Raw genomic sequence first — 21,453 nt, forward strand, 5'->3', positions numbered from 1 at the left:
CTACGACCACTTTAGAAGAGTTTGAAGCTCGCGCGCGAGACATGAGGTGAAAGAAGTCATGGCCGAGACCGCAGCCGAGCTGCCGCCCCGCGAGGCGATGGAGTTCGACGTCGTCATCGTCGGCGCCGGCCCGGCCGGTCTTGCCGCGGCGATCCGGCTGAAGCAGCTCGCCGCCGAGGCCGGGAGCGAGCTGTCGGTCGTGGTGGTCGAGAAGGGCTCCGCCGTCGGCGCGCACATTCTCTCGGGCGCCGTCATCGACCCCAAGGGCCTCAACAAGCTCATTCCCGATTGGAAGGAGAAGGGCGCCCCCGTCGAGACGGAAGTGCGCGACGACCGCTTCTACTTCCTCACCGCCAGCAGGGCGCTGCGCCTACCCAACTTCCTGATGCCGCCGCTGATGAGCAATCACGGCAACTACATCATCAGCCTCGGCGCGCTGTGCATCTGGCTCTCCGAGCAGGCGGCCGAGCTCGGCGTCGAGGTGTATCCGGGCTTCGCGGCGAGCGAGGTTCTCTACGACGAGAACGGCGCCGTGGTCGGCGTCGCCACCGGCGACATGGGCGTCGGCCGCGACGGCCAGCCGACCGAGAGCTTCGTGCGCGGCATGGAACTGCGCGGCAAGTACACGTTTCTCGCCGAGGGCGCGCGCGGCTCGCTGACGAAGCAACTCGTCGAGGAGTTCAAGCTCACCGAGAACAGCGACCCGCAGAAGTACGGCATCGGCCTCAAGGAGCTGTGGCGCGTCGCGCCCGAGAAGCATCAGCCGGGCCTGGTGCAGCACTCGTTCGGCTGGCCGCTCGACGACCGTACCGGCGGCGGCTCGTTCCTCTACCACTACGGCGACAATCTCGTTTCCGTCGGCTTCGTGCTGCACTTGAACTACGAGAACCCGTACATCTCGCCCTACGAGGAATTCCAGCGGTTCAAGACGCATCCCGCGGTCCGCACCACGTTCGAGGGCGGTAAGCGCATCGGTTATGGGGCGCGCGCCATCACCGAAGGCGGATGGCAATCGATCCCGCAGCTCACCTTTCCGGGTGGCGCGCTGCTCGGCTGCGCCGCGGGCTTCATCAACCTGCCGCGCATCAAGGGCAGCCACAACGCGATCCTGTCGGGCATCGCCGCGGCGGATGCCGCCTTCGTCGCGATCGGCGAGGGGCGCGCGCACGACCGTCTCGAAGCCTACGAGGAGGCCGTGCGCTCCGGTGACATTGCCCGCGATCTGCAACCGGTGCGCAACGTGAAGCCGCTGTGGTCGCGCTTCGGGACGTTCATCGGCTTCGCGCTGGGCGGCATCGACATGTGGCTCAACACGTTCATCCGCGGCGGCCTGGGCTTCACGCTCAAGCACAGCAAGCCCGACTACGCGACGCTCAAGCGCGCGCAAAACACCGCGCCCATCGCCTATCCGAAGCCCGACGGCGTCCTCACCTTCGACCGGCTGACCAGCGTGTCGTTCTCGGGCACCAACCACGAGGAGAACCAGCCGGTTCACCTAAAGCTAACCGACCCCGCTGTACCGGTTGCCATCAACCTGCCGGAATTCGCCGAACCCGCGCAGCGCTATTGCCCAGCAGCGGTCTATGAGATCGTCGTGGAGCCGGGCGGCGACCCGCGCTTCCAGATCAACGCCCAGAACTGCGTCCACTGCAAAACTTGCGATATCAAGGACCCCAGCCAGAACATTACCTGGGTCTGCCCCGAGGGCGGCGGCGGGCCGAATTACGCCGGAATGTGAGGCGTCTAGGGGCTCGTCCGGGGTGCGAATATGACGCCCTAGGTTTTTGCGATTCAACGTTACCCACCCCGACCTTGTCGCCAAATCGCCGCGATATGCGCTACGGTACGACCAGGTGGGAATCGGCCCCGTGCCTCCAAGAAGGATGAGTTTGAATGCGGTCCAGCCTTCGCAAGGTATTGCGCATTACTGCAATCGCTTCCGGCATGTTTGCCGCCATCAGCGCGCCCCAGGCCGCCAACGATTTCATGACCGAGACGGACGCGCACTCGCTGCTCGGCAGCTACCTCGCAGCCAACCTCGCCAAGGGCATTAACGACAACAACAGCGCCGCGGAGTTCTACCGTAGCGCGCTCGCCCTCGACCCGACGAACGCCGTCCTTCTCGAGCAGGCTTTCCAGACCGAGGCCACCGAGGGCCACTGGGAGCGCGCTGTCCCGCTCGCCCGCCAGCTCATCGCCAAGGATGCGGACAACCGCATGGCGCATCTGCTCCTTGGTCTCGACGGGTTCAAGAACGGCAAGTACGACGTCGCCGACGAGGAGTTCCGCAAGGCCTCCGACGGCCCGATCGGCGAATTGACGAGCGCACTCGCCCGAGCCTGGTCCGCCGCCGCTGCCGGCAACGCGCAGCGCGCTCTGAAGCTGCTCGAGATGCCCAAGCAGGCCGAGTGGGCGCAGTTCTATCTCAACTATCACAAGGCGCTGATCGCCGACGTCATGGGGCAGCCGAAGGAGGCGGAGGCGGCCTACGAGCATTCGATGCGCCAGGACGCGACGACGCTGCGCATCGCGCTCGCCGCCGCTCGCCACGCCGCGCACGAAGGAAATTTCAAACGCGCCGGAGAGCTGCTCGACGCGCAGACCGAGCGCGCCCAGGGCGAGCCGCACGTGCTCGTGCGCGAGCTGCGTGAGCAGATCGGACCGGGCAAGAAGACCCCGCTGTTGATCAACACGCCGGCCGAGGGCATGGCCGAGGTGTTCTACGGTCTCGGCGAGGCGCTGACGAGCGAGGGTGGCCTCAGCATGGGCATCCTCTACCTGCAGCTGGCCCTCTATGCGCAGCCCGATCACGCCTTTGCGCTCGCGGCGCTCGCCAGCGCCTACGAGACGGGCCAGCGCTATCAGGACGCCATCGAGGTCTACAATCGCATTCCGGCCGGCACGGCGCTGCAGGCGGCGATCGATATCCGCAAGGCGTTCGCCCTCAACTCGCTGGAGAAGGTCGACGAGGCGAAGTTGATCCTCGAGCGTCTGGCGAAGGAAAGCCCCGACGACCTGAAGCCCCTCGATGCGCTGGGCAACATCCTGCGCTCGCGCAAGCGCTATGGCGAGGCGGCCGACGTCTACACGCAGGCGACGAAGCTGATCCCCAAGCCCGACAAGCGGCACTGGAGCATCTATTATTCGCGCGGCACCTGCTATGAGCGCCTGAAGAACTGGCCGGGAGCCGAGGCCGATCTGAAGAAGGCACTCGAGCTCTATCCGGACCAGCCGCTGGCGCTCAACTATCTCGGCTACAGCTGGGTCGACCAGAATCGCAACCTCAAGGAGGGCATGTCGCTGATCGAGAAGGCCGTCGCGCTGAAGCCGGACGACGGCTACATCGTCGACAGCCTCGGCTGGGCGCACTTCAAGCTCGGCAACTTCGCCGAGTCCGTGCGCTTCCTCGAGCGCGCCGTCGAGCTCAAGCCGCAGGACCCGGTCCTCAACGACCACCTCGGTGATGCGCTATGGCGCGTCGGCCGCGAGCGCGAGGCAAAGTTCCAGTGGGACCAGGCGCTCACCCTCGATCCCGAGCCGGAAGAGCTGGAGAAGATCAAGAAGAAGCTCGTCGACGGCCTGCCGCCGAGCGTGGAGGCCCGGGCAGGTCCGCGCGAGACGATGCGCAAGGTCCAGCAGAAGCGGCGCAAGGAAACCAAGCTCAATCCGGCGCTGGTCGAGTGACGCTGCGGCGGGCACCGGTGCCCGCCCACCCCCGGTTTGACGGCCGATAGTTTCACCGCGGGTGGAACAAGCGCCCGAGATTCGAATTCCACTGACAGCAACGCGGCGGATCGCGGAGCTGTCTGGAGTTCGCAATGGTTCGAGTAAAACGCATCGCGGTTGCCGCTGCCGCGTTCTCCGTGGCGGCTCTTTCCACCGGTCCCACCCTTGCCAAGCCGCTTCCGATCGCCTCGCCGGACGAGATCGAGACCATGGCCGGCACGCCCGCCTATCGCCAGTGCTTCTGGGCGGACGGCTATCGCATGTGCCGGACCTACTATGAGGCCGACATCAAGGTCGACGCCGCGCCCAGCTACGGCGCGTACGGCGCGCCGGGGATCTATCTCGACAACACCGGCTTCGGCCGCAACCTCATCGACGGCGCCGCCGACCGCTGACGCGCCGCGCTTCGCACGGCCCAGCCTGCGGCCTCGGACGATCGTCCGGGGCCTTCGTCTTACCGGTGAGCGGCAATGACGACGCTTACCGAGCACGCCCGCGCCAAGATCAACCTGACGCTGCGGGTGCTTGGCCGCCGCGCCGACGGGTATCACCTGCTCGAAAGTCTCATCGCCTTCGCCGATGTCGCCGACGACGTCACCGTCACGCCGGGCTCTGCGCGCGAGGTGCGCATGACGGGACAGTATGCGGCGGCGATCGCCGGCAACAACCTCGTCGATACGGCGCTCGACCGCATCGCCGCGGCAGATCCGCAGGCGACGCTCGGGCGTGTGGACGTGGAGAAGCGCCTGCCGATCGCCGCCGGGATCGGCGGCGGCTCGGCCGACGCGGCGGCCGTACTGCGCGCCGTGCGCCGCGCCAACCCCGCTGCATCGATCGACTGGCGGTCGATCGCCGCCTCGCTCGGAGCCGACGTGCCGGTCTGCCTCGCCGACAGGACGTCGCTCGTATGGGGTGTCGGCGAGCACATCGAGCCGGCCGGCAAGCTGCCGCGGCTCGATGCGGTGCTCGTGTGCCCCCTGATCGCCTCGCCGTTCGGCAAGACCAAGTCCGTATTCGGGCAGCTTTCGGTGCCGCGTGCCGCGGAGGCTGCGGCGCCGGCGCCATTGCCAAGCTTTGCTGATGCTCCGGCGCTCGTCGACTATATGCGCGCCATCGGCAACGACCTGAGGGCACCGGCCCATACCGTGCTGCCAGATAGCGCCGCGGCCGAAGCGGCGCTCGCCGCGCTGCCCGACTGCCTCTACGTCAGCCTCTCCGGCGCCGGGCCGACGAGCTATGGAATTCTCGCCGATCCGCAACGCGCCGCGGCGGCAGCCGAGCAGCTGCGCGCCCGCCATCCCGATTGGTGGGTCGTCGCCACCACGCTCGGCGACTGACGCTAGCTCGTCTCTAGCAGAAGAAGCAGTTGCGGCACGCCGTGGCCGCCTCGTTGATCTGCCCGCTCATGATCTTCGAGTATTCGGAGAGCTTGGTCTTGAAGCGCTCGCACACGGCCTTCTTGGCGTCGGGCTGTCCGTGCAGCGTTTCCCACTGCTTCAGGTAGCCGTCCTTCTTCGTCTTGAAGGTGCCGATCACCTTCCGCAATGACGTCGGCTCGACGCAGGTGCCCACGGCGCGCCAGGCGCGCCGCTGCAGGTTGAGCTTGGTGCCGCAGAACTCCTGCAGCGCGTCGACGGTGGCGTACTCGTCGACCAGCTTCCACAGGTCCGCCTGCTGCGTCTTGGTCATGTCGGTGATGCCGACCTTGGCCAGAACGATGCCCGGCTTGAGCCCCTCGATCGGCTGGGCCGCAAATGCGGCCCCCGCGAGCGCGAGGCAGGCTGAGGCAACGAGCCAGCCGCGGCGGGCGGCAATGCGTCCGGCGATATGCTGATGCGGCGGCACTTGATATCCCCGATGTGACCAGCGAAGCGCCGAATCCTAGGATGCCGGGGTTCGCCCGGCAATACGGCCCGTATGGGCCAGGTGATTTTCAGTGCGTGCGGTGCACGCAGAACGCGATCACGTCCTGCATCGCCGACTTTTCCGGCCGATTGGGGAAGATGGCGAGGGCGTCGTGGGCGATCGCCCCATACGAGCGGGCCCGCTCCATCGTCGCTTCAAGCGCCTTGTGCTGTTTCATAAGCGCCACGGCGTGCTCCAGATCCCCGTCCTTCAGGTCGCCGTCGGCGATGGTGCGCTTCCAGAATTGGCGCTCCTCCTCCGACCCGCGGCGGAACGACAGGATCACCGGCAGGGTGATCTTGCCTTCGCGGAAATCATCGCCGATCGCCTTGCCGAGGCTGGCGCTGTCGCCGGAATAGTCGAGGGCATCGTCGACGAGCTGGAAGGCGAGGCCGAGGTTGCGCCCGTACGATTTGAGTGCCGCCTGCTCCGCCGCCGGTCGATTGGAGATGGCAGCGCCGACCTCGGCCGCGGCCGAGAACAGCGCCGCGGTCTTGGCGTTGATGATGGCGAGGTAGTCGTCCTCGGTGGTCGTCGTGTTGTTGGCGGCGGCCAGCTGCATCACCTCGCCCTCGGCGATCACCGCCGCGGCGTTGGACAGGATGCGCAGCACCGGCAACGAGCCGACGTCGACCAGCGTGCGGAAAGCCTGCCCGAGCAGGAAGTCGCCGACCAGCACGCTCGCCTGGTTGCCCCACAGCATGCGCGCGGTCTGCTTGCCGCGCCTGAGGCCGCTCTCGTCGACCACGTCGTCGTGCAGCAGCGTGGCGGTGTGCATGAACTCGATGGCGCTGGCGACGCGGATGTGGCCGGTGCCGGAATACCCGCACAGCTTGCACGCCGCCAAGGCCAGCATCGGGCGCAGACGCTTGCCGCCCGAGTCGATGAGGTGGTGCGCGAGCTCCGGGATCAGCTCGACGTCGGAGACGTGCTTGTCGAGAATGATGCGGTTGATCGCCTCCATATCGGTGGCGACGAGGTCGAGCAGCGGCTTGAGGCTTTCCGGCGAGCCGCGGCCGGCGTCGAATGCTATGACTTGACCCAAGGTCATCTTCCCGAGCTCATGCTTGTGAAGCTTGGTATAACGTGCTGCCGGGGGCAAATTCCAAGCAAACTTTGCCGCAACCGGCCCGGACCAGGGTTACCTTGGCACAATGCGCGATTTGGTGACGACCAACGACCCGGTGCTCCTGAGCTACCTGAAGGTGCTCCTGGAGGATGCCGGCATCGAAACGGCAGTGTTCGACGGCAATATGAGCGCCGTGCAGGGCACGCTGGGCGCCGTGGCCCAGCGGCTCGCGGTGCCCGAGGATCGCTGGGAGGCCGCCCGTAGGCTACTGATCGAGGCCGACCTCGGCCAGTGGATGGTTGCCCCGTGACGATGGACCCGCGGCGCCCGGGCGGTTGCGGGCGCTCTTGACGCGCCGGGCGTCAGCCGTTGTTGCTAGGGGATGGAGCAAACGTCCGCAGCCCAAGATCGTCCCCTTGTCACAAATGACGCCTTTCTCGACGGCGCGCTGAGCATTCGGCAATTGCGCTCCGGCTATCGGGCCGGGCTCGACGCAGTGATGCTAGCCGCCGCCGTGCCGGCTGACGCCGGCCGGCCGCTGCGCGTGCTCGATGTCGGCGCTGGCGTCGGCACCGCCGGCCTGTGCGTTGCGCGGCGCCTGCCGTTCGCCGAGGTGGTGCTGCTCGAAAAGCAGCGCGAGCTGGCCGAACTCGCCGCCGAGAACGTGCAGCACAATGATCTCGCCGCACGCGTGCGGGTCGTCAGCGCCGACATCGGCGCATCGGCGGCCGAGCTGCGCGCGCACGCGCTTGTCGATGAAAGCTTCGGTCACATCATCGCCAATCCGCCGTATCACGACGCCGATGCCAGCACGCTCGCTCCGGACGCATTGAAGGCCGGCGCCCACGCGATGGATGAGGGTGGTCTCGAGGCGTGGGGACGCTTCATGGCGCGCATGGCGGCGCCGGGCGGCGTGGCGACCATTGTCCACAAGGCCGAGGCTCTGGGCCGCGTGCTTGCCGCGTTCGACCAGCGCTTCGGCGCCATTCGCATCCTGCCGCTCCATCCTCGCGTGGGCACGCTCGCCCACCGCGTCATCGTGCAGGGCACGAAGGGGAGCCGCGCGCCCCTGCAGGTTCTGCCTGGCTTCGTGCTGCACGAGGCCGGCAACGGCTTCACCCCGGCGGCGCAGGACATTCTGCGCCGTGGCGGCGCGCTGGCGATGCAGGCTCCGGCGTAAAGGCAGCCTGCCGCTCTAGCCGGGGGTGCTTCGATGGCCTAAAAGGTCGGCTCCACCCGATCTGCAGGCTTTCAGCGAGGCCCCCATGTGGTTCTTTGGCCAAGGTCCCGTCGTTCCCGTGCTGCGCTTCGCGGGCCCCATCGGCGCTGCGGTGCCCTTGCGCCCGGGCCTGTCGATCGCGCACGCCGCCGGTGCCATCGAGAAGGCCTTCGAGATGTCGAAGTGCCCGGCCGTGGCCATCATCATAAATTCGCCCGGCGGCTCGGCCGTGCAGTCGAACCTCATCTTCCGCCGCATCCGTCAGCTGGCCGAGGAGAAGAAGAAAACCGTCTACACCTTCTGCGAGGATGTTGCCGCTTCCGGCGGCTACTATCTCGCCGTCGCCGGCGACGAGATCTATGCCGACGCGTCGTCGATCGTCGGCTCGATCGGCGTGATCTTCTCGGGCTTCGGCTTCGTCAAGGCGATCGAGAAGCTTGGCATCGAGCGTCGCGTCTACACGGCGGGCATCTCCAAGGACTCACTCGACCCGTTCCGTCCCGAGCGCCCCGAGGAGGTCGAGCAGATCAAGAGCGTGCAGCGCGACGTGCACGACGTGTTTATCGGTATCGTCAAAGAGCGCCGCGCCGGTCGCCTGCGGGGCGCCGACTCCGATATGTTCTCCGGCGCATTCTGGTCGGCGCCGAAGGCGCTGGAGCTGGGGCTCGTCGACGGCATATCGGACGTGCGCACCAAGATGCGCGAGCTTTACGGCGACAAGGTTCGTCTCAAGGTCGTTCCGCTCGAAAAAGGCGGCCTGTTGAGCCGCCTGCGGCGTTCGCCCGCGAGCACGGGTTACGAGGAATTAACCAGCGGCCGTCTTGCCTTTGCCGAGGATCTGATATCCGCTGTCGAGGCCCGGGCGCTTTGGTCGCGGTACGGGCTATAATTGGCGCGTTCGGCGCGCGCCTCTGGAGGGAGTGTCGTCGATGCCTCACGTCGTCGCCGCGGTGCTCATCGGAGCCGGAGTGGCGGCCGGCATGAAATGGCTGGCCAAGGAAATGTCGCGTGCTTCGGAGGCCGCGCGGGAAGCGGCCGAGCGTATGACCCGCAATACGCCGCTGAAGTCGATGCCCAAGGATCTCGGCTATCTCGAATGGGATGCCGACGCCGGCGTCTACCGGCCGAGCAAGCGCCATAACTGATACCGCCGCCACCGCCTGCGAAGAGGACCCCATGCCCGCGCCCGATCCAGCTGAGCTCGCCGAGCTCGACACCCGCATAGCTATATTGCGCGCCAACCTGCGCGAGCTTGTTGAGCAGGCCGCGGCCTATTCGGGTGCGGCCGACGAAAGTCGCACCTCCGATCGTATCGCCGACCAGCAGGCGAAGCTCGATGCGCTCATTGCCGAGCGCGACAAGCTATCCAAGTAGGCCGCCCACCTGGTGCGCCGCTAGGCGCGCGGGTCGTCGGCCTTGTTCGGCTCGCTGAAGCGCAGCTTGTTGCCGAACGGGTCGCCCACCTCCATCACCCGCGCGTCCCAGGGCGCGTCTTCCAGGCCCGGACGGTAGTAGCGGTAGTTCTTGGCCGTAAGCTCGCGGTGATACTCGGCGATGCCGCGCATCCACACGAACACCGTGGAGCCGGGGATGGCGTCGCCGTGATGCTCGGATAGGTGCAGCTTAAGGCCGGCGCGCGACACCTGCGCATAGAGCGGGAAGTTGTCGCCGAAGCGGTGCTCCCAGTCGATCGTGAAGCCGAGAAAGTCGACGTAGAATTCCTTCGCCTTGGCGACGTCGAAGATGCGCAGGATGGGTATCGCTTCGATGAGCCGGATGCCGTCGCTCGTCGCTTCGGCCGGTTTGCCGCCATCTGCCGCGTCGATCTTGGCGGCGAGCACATTCCAGTTATCGAGGCCGAATTGCCGGGCGACGATGTCGAGGCACTCGCCGTGCGACAGCTCGAGCTTCTTGTCGCCGAGCGCGCTGCGCAGCGAGCGTGCCATGGCCTTTGCGTCGGTGAATGAACGCATGGGTAGATCCTTTGCTCTACGGGCGAACGGTACCGATCAGCGCTTGCATTGCCGACCCGTTCGCCGCGAAGCAGAAGGATCAACGTCTCAGTTGATGCATTCACCATACCCATAGGGCGCAAGCGGCTGGCTGCATCGGCCGGATCGCAGCCTAGTTGCAGCCAACGCGCCTCGTCAATCGTCGGATCCCTGCCTCACGCGGCCTCGCTCTGCCGCTGCGCGTCGAGCAGGGCCATGAACTCGGGAATTCCGAAGGTCACGACGACGTTGAGGTTCTCATCGAGGATCTCGTAGACGACCCCGTTGTCGGCAATGCCGCGGTTGCTGAACAGAGCGATCACGTCGATGTCGCCGCCGCCCTCGGTATGCGGCTCGCCGTCGGACGCGGCGCTGACATAGCTGCCCAGCGGGCGGACTTCCTTCAGCTCGCCGTTCGCCCGATAGATGCGCAATTCGCCCTGCAGCACGAAGGTGCGGTACGCCGCCTTGTGCCGATGCAGCGCGATCTTCTCGTTGGCGGCGAACTTGAAGAGGATGTCGACGCTGCGCAGGCGCTCGTCCACGTCGCAGACGTGATAGGCGAGGTTGTCGAAGCCTCCGAGCGTGTACCAGCGGATGTTACGGTCGTCGAAATAGCCGTTTTTCACTTTGCTCTCCCTCGGCGATGCTGCCCCGTTCCCGGAATGGTCACTGCAATGTGAGTCGCTTTCGGGTGGTCTCGCTTGCCATTTTGCGCCATCGCCAATTTGCCGGACCGATTGCCGAAATGTCCCGCCGTCAGTCAGGCTTCACCCGCGCCAGCGCCCTGGGGCCCATCGCCAGCGTCGTCGAAGGGCTGGGCGGTTCCATCGGCCGCATCCTGCAGGACGTCGACTTGCCGCTTGCGCTATTGGAGCGGCGCGAGCTGGTCGTCCCGCTGCGGGAGCAGTTTCGCCTTCTGGAGCGTGCCGCCCGTGCCACCGGCGATGAGCATTTCGGCGCCCGGCTCGGCAGCCGCGTGAAGGCGCGCGAGCTCAATGCGTTCGGCCGCTGGGTCTGCGCGGCGCCGACGCTCGCCGCCGCGATCGACCGGTCCTCGACAGGGATCGCCGCGATGCTGCAGACATCGACGGTGCTGGCGATCGAGGTTCGCGGCGGGTGCGCGCGCTGGTCGATCGAGTTTCTCGAACCCGAGTGCGAGGGCCGCTATCAGAACGAGTTGCTCGGCGCGGGATATCTGATCGATCTCGTGCGCACGTATGCCGGCCGGCGCTGGACGCCCGACTACGTCCTGACCACCGCGGCGCGCGGCTCGCCCACGGGCGAGGTCGAGCAGATTCTGCGCACCAATGTCTCGCATGGCCACGCCGTCACGACCATCGGCTTCGACGCGGCGCTGCTCGCGGCCGCCAATCCCGACACAGTGCCCGACGGCGGGCACGACCTTCCGGCGGCCGATGAGCCGGCGCTCCCCACGGGGCACGATTCCGTTGGCGCCATCACCGCCGTCATGGCGCTGGCCCTGCAAGAGGGGGCTCCGCGCCTGGAATGGGTTTCGGCCAAGCTCGGAACGACCCCGCGGACGCTGCAACGCAAGCTCGCGCAAGCGGGCACCGCCTACCACGCGGTTCTGGATGATTTGTTGTGCGCGCGCTCGACCTCGCTCGTCGCACACACACGCGCCCCCATCACCGACATTGCGCTCGAACTGGGTTACTCGGACCCGGCGCATTTCACGCGCGCCTTCCGGCGGTGGACCGGCACCTCGCCGCTGGCGTTCCGCAAGGCCGCCGCTAGCCAGCCTTAGGCGCGGTGAGCTGAAAGCTGTGCGGCACCCAGCGGTAGCCACGGTCGGCGCGGCGCTCGACGTAGCCGATCGACGGGAACGGCATGTGATAGCCGCTGACCGGAAGGCGCTCGGTCGCCGCCATGTCGTAGATGCGCTTGCGCGTCGCGGCGCCCTGCTCCTTGTCGGCATCGAAGACGCAATGCCAGTCCGGCCGCGCCAGAGATGCAACGTGGTGATGCGCGCAGTCGCCCCAGAACAGCATGCGCGCGCCGTCACTCTCCAGCGTGAAGGCGAGGTGCCCGGGCGTGTGGCCGTACGCTGCGAGCGAGCGGATGCCCGGGACGACATCGTCGCCCGCCTTGATGAAGGTGATGCGCTCGGTCACCGGGACGACGTTGGCGCGAAACACGGCAGCGAGCTTTTCCATCTCGCCCGAATGTTTGCCCTCGGGAGCCCAGAAATCGTACTCGATGCCGGCGATGATGTAGCGGGCATTCGGGAACAGCGGCTTGCCGCCTTCCATCACGCCGGCGACATGGTCGAGGTGGCCGTGCGACAGCACCACCACATCGATGTCCTCCGGCTTGAAGCCGGCGGAGCCGAGCTGCGCCGCGAGCCAGCCGCCGTCCGGCCGTTTGATGAAGCCGGCGGCGCCGTTGCCCGTGTCGAAAAGAACGAGCTCCTTGCCGGTGTTGACCAGCATCGGCGTGAAGCCCGGCTGATAGGTCCTGGGCGGCAGCATGTTTTCGCGCATAAGCTGCTCGACCTCGGCCGCCGTGGCGTTGCCGCCGACGATCGGGTAGGGGCCGTCGATGAAGGCGTCGGAATCGGCGAGCATGGTCAACTGGAAGCTGCCGAGCTTGAAGCGCTCCCACGCCGGCTTGCTCGGGGGCAGGATCGGTCCGGTCGCCCGCGCCGGCGTGATCGGCAAGGCCGTTGCGAGGGGAGCTGCTGCCAAGGCGGCGGCCGACGCCAGCATGCGGCGCCGCGTCAGACCCGCGCCGCCTTTCTCTTCCATTGTCACGTCGTCATTCCTCTGCAAGCTTGGTCGATCGGGTCGCAAGGTAGCGCATGTCCATGTCCGGCCTCTTGAACGAACGTGCTGCGAAGCAGCGTCCGCGCCGCGAGGCGCTGTGGCACGTCGATAACGGCTGGGCGGTGTTCGCCGGGCCGCTCGACCACAACGCGCCGCACGCCCACAGCACGGCCGTGTACCTTGCCGGGCTTTACGGCGGCTTCCGCCTGCGCATCGCGGGCAGCGGGTGGCAGACGTGCCGCAGCGCCGTCGTGCGCGCCGGCGTGCCCTACGAGTTCGACGTCGGCGGCGATCCGCTCGGCGTCATCTATCTCGAGCCCGACATGGCCGGCGCCGACGCGCTGGCCTCACTGGTGAGCGGTGGCGAAGCGGTCGATGGCGTGCTCATCGGCGGCAGCGATCCTTCCCCGCTACGCGACTACTTCGAGCGGCGTCCCGACGCGATCGACATGCGCGGCGATATGCAGGACGTCGTCGCCTTCGGAGGCAGGCGCGCGCGCCGCACGATGGACGCGCGCATCGCCCGCGCCGTCTCCGCGCTGCAAGACGACGCTGACTCGGACCTCTCGGTCGCCGCTGCTGCCACCGCTGCCGGGCTCTCGCCCTCGCGCTTCCAGCACCTGTTCACGCTGGAGGTTGGCGTCCCCTTCCGGCGCTATCGCGGATGGCATCGCCTGCGCGCCGCCATTCGCGAAGCCGCGCAAGGGGCGAGCCTCACTACGGCGGCGCATGCCGCAGGCTTCGCCGACCAGGCGCACTTCTCCCGCGCCTTCCGCCGCACCTTCGGGGCGCCGCCCTCGCAGGGCCTCTAGAGCCCTCCGATGGATGTGCTCGCTAAAGGGCGAGGCTGTGGAGATCCTGCGGATATTGAACAGTTGCATTAGAGCAACGCTGGGTTGTGTTCATCTTGAGGACCGCTGTTCGCGTGGCGCGAATCAATAGACTAACGAATCATCAAGAACGCCGTTCGCCAGTGGCGCGTGCTGGCCGCGAAGGGCTCGGGCCTTGTGGAAAACAATCCACAAGCGGGACTCTTTGGGGGATGCCGTGCCGGCACCTTCTTGTCGTTCGACCGTCAGCCGATCTCTTGTCTCAGCCGCCGCGCTCTGCTTGGCAATGAGCGGCGAGGCTCGCGCATCCGCCGGCTGCGACGCGGTCAATGCCGGCGCCTACAACGTGACCAACCTCAACGCCAACGTCATAGGGACAGTGCAAGACTTTAGCGTCGGCGATCAGATCACGTTCGTCGTCAATGACGACGGATCAACCGCTCAGTTCCAGCTTTTTGGTACCAGCCAGCTACTTGCTGTGCCGGTTACGGCGACTCCGCAAACGGTGCCTTACACTGTGACTGGCGCCAATGGCGATACCGCCTCGATCCTGGCCTACTTCAGCCCGGACAACGGGAGTGCGACGGTCACCGTTACCGCGACGTGCGCAAGCGCGCCGCCGCCCGGTTCCTCCGGCGCGGACGCCTCGCAGGCGGTGACCAAGGGTTTCCTGCTGTCGCGCATCAACGGGCTGCTCCTGAACTCGCCGGGCGCCATGAGCCTGGTCAACCGCAACAACTCGACGGTGCAGCCGAAGATGGCGAGCGCCGCCAACGGTACGACCAACGTCGCCGGCAACGTCGCCGCCTTCGGCAGCGCCATGGGCCTCGGCGCCGGCCTCGGCAACGCCATTAGCGGCAACGCAACGGGTCTCGGCGCCAGCCGCTTCGATGACGCCGACCGGAGCACTATCGGCTCCAACAATGTCCAGTTCTCCGGCAGCCTCAGCCAGATGCGCGGCGACGCCGCGCAGGCCCGCATGAGCAAGGACCGCATGGCGCTCGGCGCCGGCGACGGCGGCACACTGCCGCTCGCTTTCGAGGGCACCTCGCCGTGGGATATCTGGGTGGAAGGCCGCTACTCGCACTTCGACGACGACGCCGGCAACCTCGACCGCAACGGCCATGTCGGTGTGCTCTACGTGGGCGGCGACTACCGCGTCGCCCAGAACGTCATCGTCGGCGCGCTCATGCAGTTCGACTGGTCGAAGGACGACTCCTCGGTGCTCGCCTCCAAGGTCGACGGCAACGGCTGGATGATCGGCCCCTATCTGTCGGCTGAGGTGCACGAGAACGTCTACTTCGACCTGCGAGCCTCCTGGGGGCGTTCTGACAACGACCTCACCCTCGGCACCACCACCGGTGCCTTCGACACCTGGCGTTGGCTGGTGAAGGGCGCACTCGCTGGCAACTGGGTGCACGACGCTTGGCGCTTCACACCTTCGGCCGAGCTGGCCTACGTGACCGAGAGCCAGGATGCCTTCACCAACTCGGCCGGCACCTTTGTGCCGGGCCAGGACGTTTCTCTAGGCCGGCTGCAGTTCGGCCCCGAGTTCGGCTACCGCTTCGCGCACACGGCCGGCACGTTCATCGAGCCTTTCGCCGCCATCAAGGGCGTGTGGGACTTCGACAACCCGAACGTCGCCATCATCGACGGGTTCGTCGTCGGTCCCGGCGACTTCTGGGGCCGTCTCGAAGGCGGCCTCAACGTCATGACCACCAGCGGCTGGCTGGTACGCGGGCTGGCCTCCTGGGACGGTGTCGGCTCCGACGACTACAACGGCTACACCCTGCAGGGCATCGTCAACGTGCCCCTGAACTAGGCGGCTCCAAGCCAACCGTAGGTACAATTCCCATTGCCGGCTGCCCGTCGCCCGGCTTAGATCGCCCCGGGGCATATTGCCGATTGTGGGGGTTGGGAGCGACCAAATGATGTTCCGTTGTCTTGCGTTGATTGCCGCCGTGGCGCTGCTGGCGCCTGCTACATACGCCGCCGAGGAATGGTGGATGGTGCATCGCACCGAGGAGGGCGCCCAGTGCGGGCCGCCGCTCGAGGCCGACGGCGTCGTGCTGACGCCCGGCGAAATTCTCAAGCGCTTCGACGAGTGTAAGCTGATGGACGAGACGCCGTCGCTCGACCTCAAGAACGTGATGGTCAACTGCGAAGGCAACCTCAACTCGGTCTTCATCTTCTCCAAGACCAAGGAAGGCTGCGAGGCGATCAAGCCGCAGTAGCCCAACTTCCCGCTGCACAAGCCTAGGGCGCGCTGCGTGACAGGGGCGAGGATGTGCGTATAGTGCGGCCGAAATTCCACGAGGCCGCTCCACCCATGCCGACCAGCGCTGTCGCCAAATCCGCTGCCCATGCGTCCGCCACCGAGGCGGCCGCGCTGCATCCGAAAAAGTCTTTCCAGGATCTGATCTTCGCCCTGCAGCGCTTCTGGGCCGAGCAGGGCTGCGTCGTGCTGCAGCCCTACGACATGGAGGTCGGCGCCGGCACGTTTCATCCGGCGACGACGCTTCGCTCGCTCGGCCCCAAGCCGTGGAACGCCTGCTACGTACAACCCTCGCGCCGGCCGAAGGACGGACGCTACGGCGAGAATCCCAACCGCATGCAGCATTACTATCAGCTGCAGGTGATCATGAAGCCGGCGCCGGCCGACATTATCGATCTCTATCTCGAGAGCCTGCGCCGCATCGGCCTCAACCCCGACCAGCACGACATCCGCTTCGTCGAGGACGACTGGGAGAGCCCGACGCTGGGCGCCTGGGGCCTCGGCTGGGAGGTTTGGTGCGACGGCATGGAGGTGACGCAGTTCACCTACTTCCAGCAGGTCGGCGGCTTCGACTGCGAGGTCGTCTCGGCCGAGATCACCTACGGCCTGGAACGCCTCGCCATGTACGTCCAGGGCGTCGATCGCGTGTTCGACCTGTCGTTCAACGGCCGCTCGGACGCCCGCAAGCTCTCCTACGGCGACGTGTTCCTGCAGGCCGAGCAGGAATTCTCGCGCTTCAACTTCGAGCACGCCGATACGGCACTCTTGCTGCAGCACTTCAACGATGCCGAGAAGGAGTGCAAGGCGCTGCTGGAGAGGGGCCAGACGCCCGAGGGGCGTCACGAGATGGCGCTGCCCGCTTACGACCAGTGCATCAAGGCCTCGCATCTTTTCAATCTGCTCGACGCGCGCGGCGTGATCTCGGTGACCGAGCGGCAGAGCTACATCCTGCGCGTGCGCGAGCTGGCCAAGGCGTGTTGTGCTGCCTGGCTGAACACCGCGGGAGGCGGCGCGTAAATCTCCTGCGGAACTGCCGGCCGCCGCGGCGGAAGTTATTTTTTAGGACGAAGCTCATTCCTCGGCCGCGCATCGAGCGGCAATTTTTCAACGGTTAGCTCGCATGTCAGGTATCGCGCGGTGGATCCCGGGCCCTTGGAAGGATCGCTCTGAGTTCGTCAAGGCAATCGCAGCGACCGACTGCGGCGTCATCGCGGCCGGCGGGATGATGGTCGAGGCCGCGCATCAGCGGCACGCGATGTTCGAGATCCTCGAGCCCGACGGTAATCTCACCAAGGAAATGTTCATCGGTTCGGGGCGCTCGCTCGACGGCGCGACCCTCGAGGCGATCGAAGGTCACAAATCGATCGCCGCGCTGCTGCTACCCGATACGGGAGAAGCCCTGGTCAAAACGCTCGGCGTCTTCACGCGCGCGGTCCGCGCCGCCGGCGGCTTCGCCGTCAAGGTGCATTTCTCGGGCTTGAGCCACGGCTGGGACCGCTGGGAGGGGGAGCTGTCCGCGGAACAGCCTGCCGGCCTTTTCCGCCTCTTGGTCGTGCAGGTCCCCGATCCCGAGGCGGGGGTGGTGAGCTCCTTCGGCATGAAGCAGTTTGCCCTTGCCGATGCGAGCATCGAGGACGACGGGGAAGGCTTCGACGCGGCCTGGGTGCTGTTCGAGTTCAATATCTATCTGCGGGCGCAGCGGCCGTCCCTGCAGGATGGCCACACGTTCTCGCGCCCCATTGAGGGTGCCCCGTGGTATCGATTGAAACATGTATCGGACGGGCGCTATGCAGAGGGGCACCCCTACGTCAATCCGCAAGGGCTCTGGGAGCTGACGTTCGCATAGGCTTTTGCAGCACGACAAAGGATAGCCGCATGATTTCTCCTGAGCTGATCGGCGCACTCACCATCGTCATTCCGGCGATCGTCGTCGCCTACATCGCCTTTTTCTGGCGCCGCCGTCCGATCTTCTGGTTCGTCGTGGCACTGGCGCTCGTCGGCAGCGGCTACCTCTATTCGACCGGGGCGCTGCGCGACATCGGCTTGTCCATCATCGGCGACATCGAGGCCGTCGAGCAGGCGCGTTGAGGCATGACGCTCGTCGCCTATACCGGCAGCGAGTGCCCGCCCGGCGATAAGACGCCGGCCATCAAGCCGCGCCTCGTGTCGTGGACCTCGCGCATCTGGCGCGAAAGCCCCGAGCGCTCGTTCCCGCTGTTCAAGATCGAGGCGCGGCTGGAGATGCGCGACGTCGACGACCGGGCGCTTCAGGAGGCGCTGCGTCCCTACGCGGCGCAGTTGCAGAAGATGGTCATCGTGCCGTTGGCCGGGGAGACCACGCGGTTGGCGCCGTGGGCGGTCGGACGCTTCGACATCGACAGCAAGAGCGCGTACATGTTCTTCCATGACTTCCTCGGCGCGCCCAACGGCATGCTGATGCTCCACCTGATGCAGACGGCCGGTTCGTCGAGCGACATCGTCATTTCGCTGGTGCCGATGATCGTCGAGCCGCAGCGCCTCGCCTTCGCCGTGTCCACCTACGACCTCGGCATCCACGCCCGCATCTCCTGACGGCGCTTGCGTGAGAGGCCCGGCATGCCCACTCACCTCGTCATTCCCGCGTCATGGCGAAGCCATGCTCCGCATGGACGGCGGGAACCCAGGACAAGATGCTTCACGACGGCCGTCCCCGTTGGTTGAAACGTGGCTGGGTCCCCACCTTCGTGGGGATGACGTCTGCGGAGGCGAGGTCGGGCGGCTTCCGGGATGACAGTGGGGTGCCGATCACGTATGTGTTCGCCTCCCTTTGACCCCCGAGACCCCCATGTCTGAGCTGCTGCTCGAGCTGTTCTCCGAAGAGATTCCCGCCCGCCTGCAGGTGCGCGCGGCCGAGGACCTGCGCCGGCTGATGGTCGACGGCCTGACGGCGAAGGGTCTCGAGGTGGGCGAGGCGCGCGCCTTCGCCACGCCGCGCCGTCTGGCGCTCGTCATCGCCGACGTGCCGAAGAAGTCGCCGGCCGTTTCGGAGGAAAAGAAGGGACCGCGCGTCGGCGCGCCCGAACAGGCGATCGCCGGCTTCCTCAAGGGCGCCGGCTTGAAGGCGATCGGCGAGGCGAGCGTCGTCAAGGACGAGAAGAAGGGCGACTACTATGTTGCGCGCATCGACAAGCCCGGGCGCGCCGCCGGCGAGATCGTCAACGAGGTGCTGCGCGAGACGATCCTGAATTTCCCCTGGCCGAAGACGATGCGCTTCAATGCCAAGCTCGACAACGGCGCCGAGCTGCGCTGGATCCGGCCGCTGCATGCGATCGTGCTCTTGCTCGACGGCAAGGTGGTTGCGTTCGAGATCGCCGGCATCAAGTCAGGCGCGACGACGCGCGGCCACCGCTTCATGGGCAACGAGCCGTTCAAGGTGACCGGCTTCGCCGACTACGAGAAGCAGCTCAAGGCGAACAAGGTGGTGCTCGATTCCGCCGCCCGGTCTGCCGCCATCAACGAGGCGGCGCACGCGGCAGCCAAGGACGCGCACCTGACGCTGGTGGAGGACGACGCGCTCGCCGCCGAGAATGCCGGCCTCACCGAATGGCCGACGGTGCTCATGGGCGCCTTCGACAAGTCGTTTCTCGCCGTGCCGGGCGAGTGCCTGACGAGCGCGATGAAGACGCACCAGAAGTGCTTCTCGCTGCGCCATGGCAAGAAGCTGTCGAACCACTTCCTGCTCGTCACCAACCTCAAAGCCAAGGACGGCGGCAAGACCATCGTCGCCGGCAACGAGAAGGTGATCGCCGCGCGCTTGTCCGACGCCAAGTTCTTCTGGGAGACTGACCTCAAGAAGTCGCTCGATCAGATGCGCGACGAGTTGAAGGGCATCACCTTCCACGAGAAGCTCGGCACGCAGTTCGAGCGCACCGAGCGCATCAAGGAGATGGCGCACCAGCTCGCCACCTCGCAGGAGCTGTGCGAAGCGGCGCTGGCCCTGCGCGCCGGAGAACTGTCGAAGGCCGACCTCGTCTCCGGCATGGTTGGCGAATTCCCCGAGCTGCAGGGGCTCATGGGCCGCTACTACGCGGAGGCCGAGCACATGAACCCGGCCATCGCGCGGGCGATCGAGCTGCACTACAAGCCGAAGGGCCCGACCGATAGCGTGCCGCTGGAGAGCGAGGGCGACGGCGCCGCGGTGGCCGTGGCGCTGGCCGACAAGCTCGACATGCTGGTGGGCTTCTGGGCGATCGGCGAGAAGCCGACCGGGTCGGGCGATCCCTACCAGCTGCGGCGCGCCGCACTTGGCGTCATCCGCCTTGTCATCGACAACGAGCTGCGCCTGCCATTGAGGCACACGTTTGTGCTGGCACAGGGTAAGAAAAAAGACGATGCCGCGAGCAACGACCTTCTCGCCTTCTTCGCCGAGCGGCTGAAGGTCTACCTGCGCGACAAGGGTGCGCGCCACGATCTGATCGACGCCATCATCTCGCTGCCCGGCCAGGACGACCTGGCGCTCATCGTCAAGCGCGTCGAGGCGCTGACCGAGTTCCTCAAGACCGACGACGGGGCCAATCTCCTCGCCGGCGTCAAGCGCGCGCAGAACATCCTCACCATCGAGGAGAAGAAGGACAAGACGAGCCACGCCGGCGACTACGACGCTGCGTTGTTGCAGGCCGACGAGGAAGAGGCGCTCGCCGCTGCCATCGACAAGGTGAAGGACGACACGGTCGCGGCGCTCGCAGTCGAGAACTTCGCCGGCTCGATGCGGGCGCTGGCCGAGCTGCGCGCGCCCGTCGACGCGTTCTTCGACAAGGTGACGGTCAACGCCGACGATCCGGCGCTGCGTCAGAACCGCCTGCATCTGCTGTCGCAGATCCGCGCCGCCACCCTGAACGTCGCCGACTTCACCAAGATCGCCGGCTAGCCAAGTCCTCCGCGCATAACCTCTCCCATTGGGAGAGGCTAAGGGTTCGTCGCCACGGCTAAGCTCTCCCGCCCATGCCAAGCATTGGCTCCGTCAGGTAGGCCGGGCATGACGCTTCGGTGACAACAACCCCGTAGAATGAAGCTTTCACGACCAAATTGTAACGTGGGCTCCATGATCGACGCAGACACCTGCCGCTACCTGTTCGTCTACGGTACGCTGATGAGCGGCGCGCGCACTAAGCTCGGCACCGCGCAGCGGCTGCGCCTCGCCGCCGATTCCGACAGCCTCGGCTCCGCCTCGCTCCACTTCGCGCGCCTCTACGATCTCGGCCAGTACCCGGGCGCCGTGCTCTCCGACGGCGAGGAGGAGATCGTGCACGGCGAGGCCGTACTGCTCGCCAATCCACAAGCCGCGCTCGCCTGGCTCGACGCGTACGAGGGCTATGTGCACGGCGGCGGCGACGCCAACGAATACGACCGCCTTATCCGCGAGGTACGCCTCGCCGGCGGCGAGACCTTCGACGCCTGGGTCTACCTCTTGCGCCGTGCACCCGACGAGAAAAAGCGCCTCGTCAGCGGCCGGTGGGTCGGCCGCTGACGGTGCATCTCGCGTTGGGGGAAGTCGTTGAGAGCTGGCCTGCGGACCCCGAACGGCCCTCTACCGCGCAGGCACGGTCCCCGCTTAAGACCGAGGCGGCCAGCTCCCACACGTTCGGTCATACACCTGTCGCGATGCCGCCTCCA

24 protein-coding genes are annotated in these 21,453 nt (G+C 66.6%); 19 read left to right on the forward strand and 5 right to left on the reverse strand.

Going from position 1 to position 21,453, the window contains the following annotated elements; genetic code table 11:
• Positions 1-58: 58 nt before the first annotated feature.
• The 4 genes from GIW81_RS13380 (at position 59) to GIW81_RS13395 (ending at position 5,063) form a co-directional block, all read left to right on the forward strand.
• Positions 59-1,738 carry an electron transfer flavoprotein-ubiquinone oxidoreductase gene (locus tag GIW81_RS13380; RefSeq protein ID WP_154739881.1) on the forward strand — a complete coding sequence of 560 codons (1,680 nt, stop codon included), beginning with the start codon at positions 59-61 and terminating at the stop codon, positions 1,736-1,738.
• Positions 1,739-1,893: 155 nt separating this feature from the next.
• Positions 1,894-3,684, forward strand: a complete 1,791-nt coding sequence (locus GIW81_RS13385; RefSeq protein WP_154739882.1) for a tetratricopeptide repeat protein — start codon at positions 1,894-1,896, stop codon at positions 3,682-3,684.
• Between the two features lie 134 nt (positions 3,685-3,818).
• The gene (locus tag GIW81_RS13390) at positions 3,819-4,121 is read left to right on the forward strand and encodes a hypothetical protein (protein ID WP_154739883.1); all 303 of its coding nucleotides are present in this window, start codon (positions 3,819-3,821) and stop codon (positions 4,119-4,121) included.
• 75 nt (positions 4,122-4,196) lie between these two features.
• Positions 4,197-5,063, forward strand: coding sequence for a 4-(cytidine 5'-diphospho)-2-C-methyl-D-erythritol kinase (locus GIW81_RS13395; RefSeq protein ID WP_154739884.1), 867 nt, complete (start codon positions 4,197-4,199; stop codon positions 5,061-5,063).
• A 13-nt stretch (positions 5,064-5,076) separates the two neighbouring features.
• On the opposite strand, the gene GIW81_RS13400 is transcribed toward GIW81_RS13395, so the two are convergent.
• Positions 5,077-5,571, reverse strand: a complete 495-nt coding sequence (locus GIW81_RS13400; RefSeq protein WP_154739885.1) for a hypothetical protein — start codon at positions 5,569-5,571, stop codon at positions 5,077-5,079.
• 88 nt (positions 5,572-5,659) lie between these two features.
• Entirely contained in the window at positions 5,660-6,595 is a 936-nt protein-coding gene (locus tag GIW81_RS13405) for a polyprenyl synthetase family protein (RefSeq protein WP_407658206.1), read from the reverse strand.
• A 190-nt stretch (positions 6,596-6,785) separates the two neighbouring features.
• On the opposite strand from GIW81_RS13405, the gene GIW81_RS13410 reads away from it, so the two are divergent.
• The 5 genes from GIW81_RS13410 to GIW81_RS13430 all read left to right on the forward strand — a co-directional run bounded on the left by GIW81_RS13410 (position 6,786) and on the right by GIW81_RS13430 (position 9,293).
• Positions 6,786-7,010, forward strand: a complete 225-nt coding sequence (locus GIW81_RS13410) for a putative signal transducing protein (RefSeq protein WP_154739887.1) — start codon at positions 6,786-6,788, stop codon at positions 7,008-7,010.
• Positions 7,011-7,199: 189 nt separating this feature from the next.
• A complete protein-coding gene (locus GIW81_RS13415; protein WP_195930566.1) occupies positions 7,200-7,880 on the forward strand; it encodes a tRNA1(Val) (adenine(37)-N6)-methyltransferase in 681 nt (226 codons plus the stop codon).
• Positions 7,881-7,965: 85 nt separating this feature from the next.
• Positions 7,966-8,808: a S49 family peptidase gene (locus GIW81_RS13420; protein ID WP_154739889.1), complete on the forward strand. Its 843-nt coding sequence runs from the start codon at positions 7,966-7,968 to the stop codon at positions 8,806-8,808.
• Between the two features lie 40 nt (positions 8,809-8,848).
• Positions 8,849-9,064, forward strand: coding sequence for a hypothetical protein (locus GIW81_RS13425; protein ID WP_154739890.1), 216 nt, complete (start codon positions 8,849-8,851; stop codon positions 9,062-9,064).
• Between the two features lie 31 nt (positions 9,065-9,095).
• Entirely contained in the window at positions 9,096-9,293 is a 198-nt protein-coding gene (locus tag GIW81_RS13430; RefSeq protein ID WP_154739891.1) for a hypothetical protein, read from the forward strand.
• 20 nt (positions 9,294-9,313) lie between these two features.
• On the opposite strand, the gene GIW81_RS13435 is transcribed toward GIW81_RS13430, so the two are convergent.
• Both GIW81_RS13435 and GIW81_RS13440 read right to left on the reverse strand, forming a co-directional pair.
• Positions 9,314-9,892 (reverse strand): glyoxalase superfamily protein, encoded by a 579-nt coding sequence (locus tag GIW81_RS13435; protein WP_154739892.1) that lies wholly within the window; start codon positions 9,890-9,892, stop codon positions 9,314-9,316.
• A 194-nt stretch (positions 9,893-10,086) separates the two neighbouring features.
• Complete coding sequence (locus tag GIW81_RS13440; protein ID WP_324615034.1) at positions 10,087-10,539, reverse strand: regulator; 453 nt, start codon at positions 10,537-10,539, stop codon at positions 10,087-10,089.
• 119 nt (positions 10,540-10,658) lie between these two features.
• On the opposite strand from GIW81_RS13440, the gene GIW81_RS13445 reads away from it, so the two are divergent.
• Positions 10,659-11,678: an AraC family transcriptional regulator gene (locus GIW81_RS13445; protein WP_195930568.1), complete on the forward strand. Its 1,020-nt coding sequence runs from the start codon at positions 10,659-10,661 to the stop codon at positions 11,676-11,678.
• Here GIW81_RS13445 and GIW81_RS13450 read toward each other — a convergent pair.
• Positions 11,665-12,678: an MBL fold metallo-hydrolase gene (locus tag GIW81_RS13450; RefSeq protein WP_154739894.1), complete on the reverse strand. Its 1,014-nt coding sequence runs from the start codon at positions 12,676-12,678 to the stop codon at positions 11,665-11,667. The two genes, GIW81_RS13445 and GIW81_RS13450, sit on opposite strands and share 14 nt — an antisense overlap.
• Positions 12,679-12,731: 53 nt before the next feature.
• Between GIW81_RS13450 and GIW81_RS13455 the strand changes: the two genes are divergently transcribed.
• The 9 genes from GIW81_RS13455 to GIW81_RS13495 all read left to right on the forward strand — a co-directional run bounded on the left by GIW81_RS13455 (position 12,732) and on the right by GIW81_RS13495 (position 21,307).
• Complete coding sequence (locus tag GIW81_RS13455) at positions 12,732-13,508, forward strand: AraC family transcriptional regulator (protein WP_154739895.1); 777 nt, start codon at positions 12,732-12,734, stop codon at positions 13,506-13,508.
• 304 nt (positions 13,509-13,812) lie between these two features.
• Positions 13,813-15,348 (forward strand): autotransporter outer membrane beta-barrel domain-containing protein, encoded by a 1,536-nt coding sequence (locus GIW81_RS13460; protein ID WP_154739896.1) that lies wholly within the window; start codon positions 13,813-13,815, stop codon positions 15,346-15,348.
• Positions 15,349-15,454: 106 nt separating this feature from the next.
• Complete coding sequence (locus GIW81_RS13465; protein ID WP_154739897.1) at positions 15,455-15,760, forward strand: hypothetical protein; 306 nt, start codon at positions 15,455-15,457, stop codon at positions 15,758-15,760.
• 95 nt (positions 15,761-15,855) lie between these two features.
• A complete protein-coding gene (locus tag GIW81_RS13470; RefSeq protein WP_154739898.1) occupies positions 15,856-16,818 on the forward strand; it encodes a glycine--tRNA ligase subunit alpha in 963 nt (320 codons plus the stop codon).
• 103 nt (positions 16,819-16,921) lie between these two features.
• Entirely contained in the window at positions 16,922-17,647 is a 726-nt protein-coding gene (locus GIW81_RS13475; protein WP_154739899.1) for a hypothetical protein, read from the forward strand.
• A 29-nt stretch (positions 17,648-17,676) separates the two neighbouring features.
• Positions 17,677-17,889, forward strand: a complete 213-nt coding sequence (locus tag GIW81_RS13480; RefSeq protein ID WP_154739900.1) for a hypothetical protein — start codon at positions 17,677-17,679, stop codon at positions 17,887-17,889.
• 3 nt (positions 17,890-17,892) lie between these two features.
• Positions 17,893-18,372, forward strand: coding sequence for a hypothetical protein (locus GIW81_RS13485; RefSeq protein ID WP_154739901.1), 480 nt, complete (start codon positions 17,893-17,895; stop codon positions 18,370-18,372).
• Between the two features lie 253 nt (positions 18,373-18,625).
• Positions 18,626-20,707: a glycine--tRNA ligase subunit beta gene (gene glyS, locus GIW81_RS13490; RefSeq protein ID WP_154739902.1), complete on the forward strand. Its 2,082-nt coding sequence runs from the start codon at positions 18,626-18,628 to the stop codon at positions 20,705-20,707.
• Positions 20,708-20,881: 174 nt separating this feature from the next.
• Positions 20,882-21,307 (forward strand): gamma-glutamylcyclotransferase family protein, encoded by a 426-nt coding sequence (locus GIW81_RS13495; protein ID WP_195930569.1) that lies wholly within the window; start codon positions 20,882-20,884, stop codon positions 21,305-21,307.
• Positions 21,308-21,453 lie beyond the last annotated feature (146 nt).

Origin of the sequence: Hyphomicrobium album (genome assembly GCF_009708035.1) — a bacterium.
GTDB lineage: Bacteria > Pseudomonadota > Alphaproteobacteria > Rhizobiales > Hyphomicrobiaceae > Hyphomicrobium_A > Hyphomicrobium_A album.

Bases quoted from the DNA above. Each gene is read 5' to 3' on its own strand.
- GIW81_RS13465 (WP_154739897.1), top strand. From the start codon at position 15,455: ATGATGTTCCGTTGTCTTGCGTTGATTGCCGCCGTGGCGCTGCTGGCG.
- GIW81_RS13445 (WP_195930568.1), top strand. From the start codon at position 10,659: ATGTCCCGCCGTCAGTCAGGCTTCACCCGCGCCAGCGCCCTGGGGCCC.
- GIW81_RS13430 (WP_154739891.1), top strand. From the start codon at position 9,096: ATGCCCGCGCCCGATCCAGCTGAGCTCGCCGAGCTCGACACCCGCATA.
- GIW81_RS13415 (WP_195930566.1), top strand. From the start codon at position 7,200: ATGCTAGCCGCCGCCGTGCCGGCTGACGCCGGCCGGCCGCTGCGCGTG.
- GIW81_RS13470 (WP_154739898.1), top strand. From the start codon at position 15,856: ATGCCGACCAGCGCTGTCGCCAAATCCGCTGCCCATGCGTCCGCCACC.
- GIW81_RS13475 (WP_154739899.1), top strand. From the start codon at position 16,922: ATGTCAGGTATCGCGCGGTGGATCCCGGGCCCTTGGAAGGATCGCTCT.
- GIW81_RS13395 (WP_154739884.1), top strand. From the start codon at position 4,197: ATGACGACGCTTACCGAGCACGCCCGCGCCAAGATCAACCTGACGCTG.
- GIW81_RS13450 (WP_154739894.1), bottom strand. From the start codon at position 12,678: ATGGAAGAGAAAGGCGGCGCGGGTCTGACGCGGCGCCGCATGCTGGCG.
- GIW81_RS13425 (WP_154739890.1), top strand. From the start codon at position 8,849: ATGCCTCACGTCGTCGCCGCGGTGCTCATCGGAGCCGGAGTGGCGGCC.
- GIW81_RS13410 (WP_154739887.1), top strand. From the start codon at position 6,786: ATGCGCGATTTGGTGACGACCAACGACCCGGTGCTCCTGAGCTACCTG.
- GIW81_RS13385 (WP_154739882.1), top strand. From the start codon at position 1,894: ATGCGGTCCAGCCTTCGCAAGGTATTGCGCATTACTGCAATCGCTTCC.
- GIW81_RS13435 (WP_154739892.1), bottom strand. From the start codon at position 9,892: ATGCGTTCATTCACCGACGCAAAGGCCATGGCACGCTCGCTGCGCAGC.
- GIW81_RS13485 (WP_154739901.1), top strand. From the start codon at position 17,893: ATGACGCTCGTCGCCTATACCGGCAGCGAGTGCCCGCCCGGCGATAAG.
- glyS (WP_154739902.1), top strand. From the start codon at position 18,626: ATGTCTGAGCTGCTGCTCGAGCTGTTCTCCGAAGAGATTCCCGCCCGC.
- GIW81_RS13455 (WP_154739895.1), top strand. From the start codon at position 12,732: ATGTCCATGTCCGGCCTCTTGAACGAACGTGCTGCGAAGCAGCGTCCG.
- GIW81_RS13380 (WP_154739881.1), top strand. From the start codon at position 59: ATGGCCGAGACCGCAGCCGAGCTGCCGCCCCGCGAGGCGATGGAGTTC.
- GIW81_RS13405 (WP_407658206.1), bottom strand. From the start codon at position 6,595: ATGGAGGCGATCAACCGCATCATTCTCGACAAGCACGTCTCCGACGTC.
- GIW81_RS13460 (WP_154739896.1), top strand. From the start codon at position 13,813: ATGAGCGGCGAGGCTCGCGCATCCGCCGGCTGCGACGCGGTCAATGCC.
- GIW81_RS13390 (WP_154739883.1), top strand. From the start codon at position 3,819: ATGGTTCGAGTAAAACGCATCGCGGTTGCCGCTGCCGCGTTCTCCGTG.
- GIW81_RS13480 (WP_154739900.1), top strand. From the start codon at position 17,677: ATGATTTCTCCTGAGCTGATCGGCGCACTCACCATCGTCATTCCGGCG.
- GIW81_RS13495 (WP_195930569.1), top strand. From the start codon at position 20,882: ATGATCGACGCAGACACCTGCCGCTACCTGTTCGTCTACGGTACGCTG.
- GIW81_RS13420 (WP_154739889.1), top strand. From the start codon at position 7,966: ATGTGGTTCTTTGGCCAAGGTCCCGTCGTTCCCGTGCTGCGCTTCGCG.